Origin of the sequence: Massilibacteroides sp., assembly GCF_028705895.1 — a bacterium.
GTDB lineage: Bacteria > Bacteroidota > Bacteroidia > Bacteroidales > Tannerellaceae > Massilibacteroides.
In genome coordinates this window covers 21977-28228 of the sequence record NZ_JAQWCQ010000050.1, presented here as the reverse complement: position 1 = coordinate 28228, position 6252 = coordinate 21977, and the positions used below count along the sequence as shown (strand labels likewise).

The window sequence follows — 6252 nt, the reverse complement described above, 5'->3', positions numbered from 1 at the left end:
TATAAAGGTCAGGGAAATGAGGCAAAAGAAAGCTATGTACAAGGCATTGCAGCGGTATTGAACAATTGCAAGCGTTTTATGAAAGACGATTACAATATCTTTCTCGTCGCAAATGACAAGTACGGACTTTATCCCCGCATTGCAGAACTTGCCGGAATGAAGATTGTTAATCAATACAAAAGACCTGTCCTTAATCGCGTAGAAAAAGACCGGGGAGCTTATGCAGAAATAATTTTTCATTTGAGAAAAAATTACACCATTTAATTAATCATCAAATATATGTCATTAACAAAACAACAAATATTTGAAATTGAAGATACGCTCAAAACGGCTCTCAGACATAAATTTTCAAACTACAATCCCGAGCCGGTCACTATGCCGTTTCATACAAGATTGTTAGGAAAAGATAGATTGGCTTTATTCTCTTTCATTCATTCTTTAAATACAAACTTCGGGACAAGCATCTTCGAACCCGTTGCTGTGACTTTGGCTAAAACAAACTTTAAAGAAGCTCATTCTCAAGTTTCAGCAGGAAGCCAGATCAGCGAACAGGCATTGTTTGAGATTCAGAAGATAATGGATAATCTCACAGCAGCTCACATCGCTCCCTCCAAGGCTAATGAGATAGAAATCCTTAGAAGAGTCTGTCAAAAATGCGAAATGCGCACGGTGAAACCGACAAAAATAGATATTGCCCTTACTGCGCATGATGGAAGTTTACACTTCTTTGACATAAAAACAGCAAAACCAAATAAAGGAGGATTCAAAGAATTTAAGAGGACGCTGCTTGAATGGGCAGCCTGTGTCCTTGCAAATAATCCACAAGCTGCAGTCAATACCTATATAGCTATACCTTATAATCCATATGCTCCTAAACCTTATTCCAGATGGACAATGGCTGGCATGTTGGACTTGAATGCAGAGTTAAAGTGGCGGAAGAATTTTGGGATTTTCTGGGAGGTGAAGGTGCTTTCAATCAATTGTTAGATTGTTTTGAAAGGGTTGGAGTTGAGTTAAGACCGGAAATAGATGCTTATTTTAACAAGTTTCAAAATAAAACGATTTAACATTAACTTCATGTAGTTTGTACTAAATAGACTATTTTTGTGTTTGTATTCATATAACTAACAGCAAAGAGACATGGCAACAAAAAAGGACAGAATACTTTGGGCAGATGATGAAATAGATCTTCTCAAACCGCATATTCTCTTTTTACAGGATAAAGGGTATGAAATCGTACCGGTTATCAGTGGTAAGGATGCAATCGATTGCTGTAAGGAGGAGACTTTTGATATTATTTTTCTTGATGAAAATATGCCGGGGCTTACCGGACTGGAAACTCTTGCTCAGATTAAGGAAATCAACCCCAATGTGCCGGTGGTAATGGTAACAAAGAGCGAGGAAGAGAGCATTATGAATCAGGCTATAGGGAATAAGATTGCCGACTACCTGATTAAACCGGTTAATCCTCATCAGCTTTTGTTGTCTATAAAGAAGAACGTGCACAAACAGGTTATTATCACTGAGACAACGACTGTTGGTTATCAGCAGGAGTTCGGACGTATCGGTATGCAGATTAATGATTCGCTTGATGCGGATGAATGGCAGGAACTGTATAAGAAAATTGTGTACTGGGAACTGGAATTAGAGAGTAGCCAGACGCAGATGTCTGAAATGTTGAATATGCAGAAAAGGGAAGCCAATAATGCGTTCGGTAAATTCATCAAAAAGAATTATGTTGATTGGATACAGAACCCTGAGAAACGGCCGTTGATGAGTCCGGATCTGTTCAAAAAGAAGGTGTTCCCTTTATTGGATGAAGACGAGAAGGTATTTTTTATTCTGATTGACAATTTCCGCCTCGACCAATGGAGAGTTGTAAAAGACCTGCTTTCTACGTATTTCACCTTTGATGAAAGTTTGTATTACAGCATACTTCCAACAGCAACTCAGTATGCCAGAAACGCTATTTTTTCGGGATTAATGCCTCTTCAGATAGAGAAAATGTTTCCTGATCTTTGGGTGGATGAAGAAAGCGAAGAAGGAAAGAACCTGAACGAATCGCCGTTGATTCAAACACAAATCGAACGTTTCAGAAAGAAATACACGTTCTCATACAATAAGATAAATGATTCCGCTAATGGTGAAAAACTGTTGGCAAACATTTCTTCTCTCAGCCATAATCAACTGAATGTTGTGGTACTGAACTTTGTGGATATGCTTTCGCATGCGCGCACGGAGATGAAGATGATCCGCGAACTTGCTCAAAGCGAAGCAGCGTATAGAAGCTTGACACGCTCATGGTTCCAGCATTCTACAACGCTGGAATTGTTCCGTCGTATAGCAGACAAAGGATATAAGGTGATACTGACCACAGATCATGGAACAATCCGGGTAACTGATCCTTTAAAAGTAATTGGCGACAAAAACACCAATACAAACCTACGATATAAAGTAGGAAAGAATTTGAACTACAATCCGAAGGAGGTATTCGAAATCCGGAATCCGGAAGAAGTAGAACTCCCCTCTCCCAACCTCAGCAGCAAGTATATCTTTGCGCTGAACGAGTCATTCTTTGCCTATCCGAACAATTATAACTATTACGTATCTTATTATAAAAACACATTCCAGCATGGCGGCATATCGATGGAGGAAATGATGATTCCATTCATCACAATGATGCCTAAATAAAATGATTATTAAACACTTTTCTCCTATGAGTTCTATAAAAATTAATAGTTTAGACACAATCCGGGACGCTGCAAAAGAATTTATATCGCAGATGGACGACCGCACGGTTTTTGCCTTTTATGGTGAGATGGGAGCCGGAAAAACGACATTTATTAAAGCAATCTGTGAAGAGTTGGGCGTAGAAGATGTTATCAACAGTCCGACTTTTGCAATTATCAATGAATACAGGAGCGAAAAAACAGGTGAATTGATCTATCATTTTGATTTCTATCGCATCAATAAACAAAGTGAGGCTGAAGAAATAGGAACTTCCGATTATTTTTATTGCGGAGCGCTTTGTTTCATCGAATGGCCTGAAAAAATAAAAGATCTTCTACCGGGTGATATAGTCTCCGTATTTATCAAGGAAGAGGCAAACGGGACGCGTACGGTCGAAATAAAATAGAGACTATGAGTGCTTCAGAAAAATTTATTTTCTTTTTATTCCTGTCCTTAGGAGCGTTCTCTTTAATTGCCGCAATACGTAATTCCGACTGGTATTTCAGCACACACGGAGCAAAAATGTTTATAAAATGGTTCGGACGAAGTGGTGCGAGAATCTTCTACGGACTACTTGGACTAACACTGATAGCTTGCGGGATAATAGGGCTTTTAGCAGGAAGATAGCGCTGACGCTTACGAAATATGACTCTACTCTGTATCGAATCTGATTTATTTAAATATTTTTGTACAGTACTTACAATCTGTACTTACTAAAAATTAGACAAAAAATAATGAATAAAGATCTTGAGCTTATCCTGAGAAAGGAAGCGGATGCTGTTTTAAATATTCCACTTAGTTCAGACTATGAGAAGGCTGTGGATTTGATAATCCAACAAGTACATTCTCTCGGAGGAAACCTGATTACAAGCGGAATGGGCAAAGCCGGACAAATTGCAATGAATATCGCAACGACATTTAGTTCTACCGGTACGCCGGCTTTTTTTCTTCACCCCAGTGAAGCTCAACACGGAGATTTGGGGATTGTCAGAAAAAACGACATCATGTTATTGATTTCGAATTCAGGAAAAACAAGGGAATTGATTGAGCTTATCGAATTAACATTGGGGTTGACTCCGAACATGAAGTTTATTGTCATCACCAGTAACCCCGAAAGTGAATTAGCTCAAAAAGCGGATGTTTGTCTGCTTACGGGAGCTCCCAAAGAAGTTTGTCCGCTTGGTCTCACCCCGACTACCTCTACTACCGTAATGACAGTTATCGGGGACTTACTGGTAGTAAGTACGATGAAAAAAATAAACTTTGATTATAAAGATTATGCTAAACGCCATCACGGAGGCTATCTGGGTACAAAAAGCCGTGAACATTGTAATGAATAAGAATAGATGAGAAAGATAATCGGTGTTGGAGAAACCATCTTAGATATTATCTTCAAGAATGGTAAGCCGCATAAAGCTGTTCCCGGAGGTTCAGTCTTTAACGGGTTAGTCTCTCTTGGGCGATTAGGCGTTCCGGTAACGTTCATTAGCGAGATTGGAAACGACCGGGTAGGAGATATGATCCATGATTTCATGACGGAAAACAATATATCAACCGATTTCATCGATCGTTTCCCCGATGGGAAAAGCCCTGTATCCTTAGCTTTCTTGGACGATAACAATGATGCAAGCTACCTATTCTATAAAGATTACCCCAAGCAACGTCTGGAAGTCGCTTTACCAAGAATAAATGAAGATGATATATTTATCCTCAGCTCTTACTACGCTCTTAATCCCGTATTACGGGAACGCATTTTAGAACTTTTACAATATGCGCAAGAAAGAAAAGCGATCATTTATTATGATATAAACTTTCGGAAAGCGCATGCTCACGAAGCCATCCGACTAATGCCAACGGTATTAGAGAATCTTGAATATGCAGATATTGTGAGAGGTTCAGATGAAGATCTGCATAACCTTTTCGGAAAAACAGATGTTGAAAGTATTTATAAAGATCATATCCAGTTCTATTGTAACCGCTTTATTACAACTCATGGCAGTGGGGATATAAACTTATTCACAGGAACATTACACGAACAATACGCTGTTCCTCCGATTCATCCGGTTAGCACAATCGGAGCTGGAGATAATTTCAATGCAGGCATTCTTTACGGATTATTAAAATACGATGTGCGTTATGACGATCTGAAAACGGCGGACAAAACAGTATGGAGCAAAGTTATAGAATGCGGTATTCAGTTAGCATCAGAAGCATGCAAAAGTTATGATAATTATATCTCCGGAGAATTTGCAGGAGAACATAAGACGCTATCTTAAAATTCATTAAGGCTCATAGTCTATGACTATATTTTTATTATCTTTGATTTAGCTACATATAGAAGATTGATCAATGTTAAATAGACTTTTCCCATTATTTATTCTTATATCAATTATTTCAGGATGCAACTCAAACGATCCCGACATTCGTGTGGTATGTCTGCGCAATGATATTGGAAACTACATCATTAAATGGGAAACTTTTCCTCAGATAGAAGGAACATTGAAGCTATATGTTTCAGATAATCCCGGCCATTTCTCCAAAAACAGTCCCGCTGTTACAACTGATATCTTCGAGGGGAGGGTAACGTATGTAACAAATGACAATATTACCCGCAAATATTTTTGTTTATCATTTAATGATAAATATGAAAGAGAGGTTAGCTCACGAGCCATCAGTATGGAAAAGGTTCAGAACTTACGTGATCTGGGCGGGTATCTAACTAAAGAAAAGAAAACAACCCGCTGGGGTAAACTCTACAGATCCGGAGAACCAACTCTGCTAAGCGAATGGGACACTCTTCGTCTTAATAATCTGGGTATAAAAACAATCATTGATCTACGCACAAAACATGAAATAGAGATTTCACCCATTAAGTATAATAAGGCAACCGTGCTGAATTATCCGATCAATACGGCAGGTATGGATACTATCCTGACAAAAATAAAAGAAGGGAAGTTACGTAAGGGGGATGGCATCATCTTTATGCAGGATCTTTATATTCAGTTTGTTGAAAAAAACAGTGAAGAGTTTAGCAAGGCTCTTAAGGCATTATCAAATGAAGAGAATTATCCTGTTTTATTTAACTGTACTTTGGGAAAAGACCGGTCAGGTTTCTTAGCGGCTATTCTTCTTTTGACGTTAGACGTGCCGGAGACAACGGTTATGCAGGATTACATGGAAACAAAGAACTATTTAGATTTAAGTAGATTCGAGGATAGCGTTAAAGATCTTGAAGTAGATGCACAAGAGACAATAGCTCTTTTACTGACTGCCAATGAGACTTATCTTGATGTCGGATTAAGTAAGATCAGAAAAGACTATGGATCAATACAAAAATATCTTTCAGAGGGATTGAAGATAACAGATAAGGATAGGGCCAAACTAAAAGAAATTCTGCTTTATTGATATGAATCCGAATTAATTACGTAACTTTGCACACTTAATTTCATATATACATATATAACTTCGCACTTTGAAAACATTTGAAGAATTAGGGGTTGCTTTACCAATATTAAAAGCAAT

General features: G+C 38.3%; 6 protein-coding genes and 2 pseudogenes. All 8 read left to right on the top strand.

All coding sequences use genetic code 11. The annotated features are described in order from the left end of the window. Positions 1-264: pseudogene (locus PHT93_RS11955) on the top strand (site-specific DNA-methyltransferase); the annotation flags it as partial. 15 nt (positions 265-279) lie between these two features. After that, a pseudogene (locus PHT93_RS11950) lies at positions 280-1067 on the top strand (TdeIII family type II restriction endonuclease). Positions 1068-1140: 73 nt separating this feature from the next. Beyond that, a complete protein-coding gene (locus PHT93_RS11945; protein ID WP_300243226.1) occupies positions 1141-2691 on the top strand; it encodes a bifunctional response regulator/alkaline phosphatase family protein in 1551 nt (516 codons plus the stop codon). Positions 2692-2716: 25 nt separating this feature from the next. Then, positions 2717-3136, top strand: coding sequence for a tRNA (adenosine(37)-N6)-threonylcarbamoyltransferase complex ATPase subunit type 1 TsaE (gene tsaE, locus PHT93_RS11940; protein WP_300243224.1), 420 nt, complete (start codon positions 2717-2719; stop codon positions 3134-3136). 5 nt (positions 3137-3141) lie between these two features. Further along, positions 3142-3357 carry an immunity 17 family protein gene (locus PHT93_RS11935; RefSeq protein WP_300243221.1) on the top strand — a complete coding sequence of 72 codons (216 nt, stop codon included), beginning with the start codon at positions 3142-3144 and terminating at the stop codon, positions 3355-3357. A 104-nt stretch (positions 3358-3461) separates the two neighbouring features. Beyond that, entirely contained in the window at positions 3462-4070 is a 609-nt protein-coding gene (locus PHT93_RS11930) for an SIS domain-containing protein (protein ID WP_300243235.1), read from the top strand. 6 nt (positions 4071-4076) lie between these two features. Then, a complete protein-coding gene (locus PHT93_RS11925) occupies positions 4077-5006 on the top strand; it encodes a carbohydrate kinase (RefSeq protein WP_300243219.1) in 930 nt (309 codons plus the stop codon). A gap of 73 nt (positions 5007-5079) precedes the next feature. Beyond that, positions 5080-6135: a tyrosine-protein phosphatase gene (locus tag PHT93_RS11920; protein WP_300243217.1), complete on the top strand. Its 1056-nt coding sequence runs from the start codon at positions 5080-5082 to the stop codon at positions 6133-6135. Positions 6136-6252: the final 117 nt, after the last annotated feature.